General features: G+C 61.9%; 4 protein-coding genes. 3 read left to right on the top strand and 1 reads right to left on the bottom strand.

Going from position 1 to position 2,130, the window contains the following annotated elements:
* From M1617_07245 to M1617_07235, 3 genes are all read left to right on the top strand, one after another.
* A partial coding sequence (locus M1617_07245; protein MCL5888064.1) for an isocitrate/isopropylmalate family dehydrogenase occupies nt 1-810 on the top strand: 810 nt, incomplete at its 5' end.
* A 34-nt stretch (nt 811-844) separates the two neighbouring features.
* Nucleotides 845-1,273 (top strand): nucleoside diphosphate kinase regulator, encoded by a 429-nt coding sequence (gene rnk / locus M1617_07240; protein ID MCL5888063.1) that lies wholly within the window; start codon nt 845-847, stop codon nt 1,271-1,273.
* Nucleotides 1,274-1,303: 30 nt separating this feature from the next.
* Nucleotides 1,304-1,879, top strand: a complete 576-nt coding sequence (locus M1617_07235; GenBank protein ID MCL5888062.1) for a type II toxin-antitoxin system Phd/YefM family antitoxin — start codon at nt 1,304-1,306, stop codon at nt 1,877-1,879.
* 47 nt (nt 1,880-1,926) lie between these two features.
* On the opposite strand, the gene M1617_07230 is transcribed toward M1617_07235, so the two are convergent.
* Complete coding sequence (locus M1617_07230; GenBank protein ID MCL5888061.1) at nt 1,927-2,130, bottom strand: helix-turn-helix transcriptional regulator; 204 nt, start codon at nt 2,128-2,130, stop codon at nt 1,927-1,929.

The raw sequence follows: 2,130 nt of genomic DNA, 5'->3' as shown, positions 1-2,130 counted from the left end.
CGGGTGGCCAAGTCACCGGAGCTGTTCGATGTGGTCGTTCTGCCCAACCTCTACGGCGACATCCTCTCTGACATAGCTGCCGAGATAAGCGGCTCGGTCGGCCTGGCGCCCTCTGCCAACATCGGCGAGAACTACGCGATGTTCGAGGCCATCCACGGCTCTGCGCCCGACATCGCGGGCAAGGACATCGCGAATCCCAGCGGCATGCTCTTGAGCGCCGTGACGATGCTGGCCCACCTAGGACAAGGGCAGGTCGCCGAGCGCATCCACCACGCATGGCTCGCCACCATCGAGGATGGAGTCCACACGGGCGACATCTATCAGCCCGACGTCAGCCAGACACGCGTCGGCACCGGGGAGTTCGCCCAGGCCGTGATCGAGCGCCTCGGCAGGAAGCCCTCTCGGCTCAAGATGCAGTCGTATTCGGCGGACGCCATGCCGGCCATCATGCCGTCAAGCCGTCCAAAGGCCGAGAAAGCGCTGGTAGGCGTGGACGTGTTCGTGGATGACAGCGTCTCGACCCCGGATGAGCTCGCGGCTCGGCTGCAGGGAGCGCAAAGCGATGACCTCCGACTCGTGATGATCACGAACCGTGGCGTGAAGGTCTGGCCGGACGGGTTTCCGGAGACGTTCCACACCGACCACTGGCGCTGCCGCTTCCAGCCCAGCCAGGACGGCCGCACGATCGAGCACGCGCGAATCGTCGAGCTGCTGGGGCGACTCGCCGAGAGCGGCGTCGACTTCATCAAGACCGAGCACCTCTACACCTTCGATGGCACGCCGGGCTTCTCGCTCGGACAGGGTCAGTAGGCAAGGGCCGACCCACCACTGCGTCAACTCACGAATGGAGACGGCTGTGACAAAACGGAAGCTCTACATCACCGAGTTCGACAAGACGCGGCTCAAAGAGCTCATCGCCGTCGCCGAGGACTTCGGCACCGAGGCCAGGAGCGACTTGGAGTCTCTGAAGGGGGAGCTGGAGATAGCGGAAGTAGTCCCGTCCGAGAAGGTGCCCTCAGACGTCGTGACCATGAACTCCAAGGTTCTCCTGAAGGATTTGGACACTTCGGAGGAGATGGTCTTCGTCCTTGTCTTTCCCGGGGATGCGGATATCGAAGCAGGGGCGATCTCGATCCTTGCGCCGGTAGGAACCGCGATCTTGGGGTATAGAAAGGGTGATGTGGTGGAGTGGCCCGTCCCGGCGCGAGTCCGCAGGATTCGGATCGAGGACATCCTCTACCAGCCCGAAGCGGCCAAGGACTACCATTTGTAGCATGGAATACAGCCTGAGAAGGGGGACACGATGACCAGAGCGATGGATACCGGCAGGATGGCATGGTGGCGAACCAGGATTTCCCGCGAATCCACGCTGGGGCGATTGTTGTTGGCCGTGGGAATCAGCTCGGCTCTCTTGATGACGATGATTGCCTTGATATGGATCTCCGCGACTGTGCCCTTTTTCGATTCCTGGTTGGGCGCGCCACTCTATTTGATCGTGTACATTTCCGCTTCGTATCTTGTTTTCATTGGTGTCACATTATTGGGCATCGAGCCGGTGGGGGCGTTCTACCACTACTTGAGCCTGGTCGTCGCCTGGGTACTTTGGGCTGGCATCGCATACGCACTCCTGTCGTACGCCGCTGTCCGCAGGCACCGTGAATCCGCCGACGTGGTAGGGCTGCGCCTCTCGGCGGACGTCCGCCCGATCACCGAGTTGGCGACCGACTCTTCGGCGGTCATCGAACAGATGCGAGAGACGAAGCGCCCGATCATCTTCGAGGAGCAGGGCCGCGGGACGGCGGTGCTTCTCAGCATCGACGTGTACGAGGACCTCATCAAGGACAAGGCCGAGGCTGGCGATACAGACCGCAGCGAGTAGGCGCGGGTCGGCTAGCGCCCGCTGACCACACCGCAGGCTGATACGGATCACTCGGTATAGGCCAAGATGTCTCCTGGCTGGCAGCCTAGCTCGCGACAGATTGCCTCGAGTGTCGAGAAGCGGATAGCCCTCGCCTTGCCCGTCTTCAGGATGGAGGCGTTGGCCGGGGTTATTCCTATGCGCTCCGCCAGCTCGGTCACGGTCATGCGTCGGTCAAGCAGTATGCGATCGAGGTTCACTTGGATCGGCAT

Source organism: Actinomycetota bacterium, assembly GCA_023488435.1.
Lineage (GTDB): Bacteria > Actinomycetota > Coriobacteriia > Anaerosomatales > UBA912 > UBA912.
The sequence above is the reverse complement of the archived record's forward strand: the minus strand, read 5'-3'. Positions and strand labels throughout refer to the sequence as shown.

What these genes read in the sequence shown, in the direction of transcription:
- rnk (MCL5888063.1), top strand. Translation starts at nt 845, where the DNA reads ATGGAGACGGCTGTGACAAAACGGAAGCTCTACATCACCGAGTTCGAC.
- M1617_07230 (MCL5888061.1), bottom strand. Translation starts at nt 2,130, where the DNA reads ATGCCGATCCAAGTGAACCTCGATCGCATACTGCTTGACCGACGCATG.
- M1617_07235 (MCL5888062.1), top strand. Translation starts at nt 1,304, where the DNA reads ATGACCAGAGCGATGGATACCGGCAGGATGGCATGGTGGCGAACCAGG.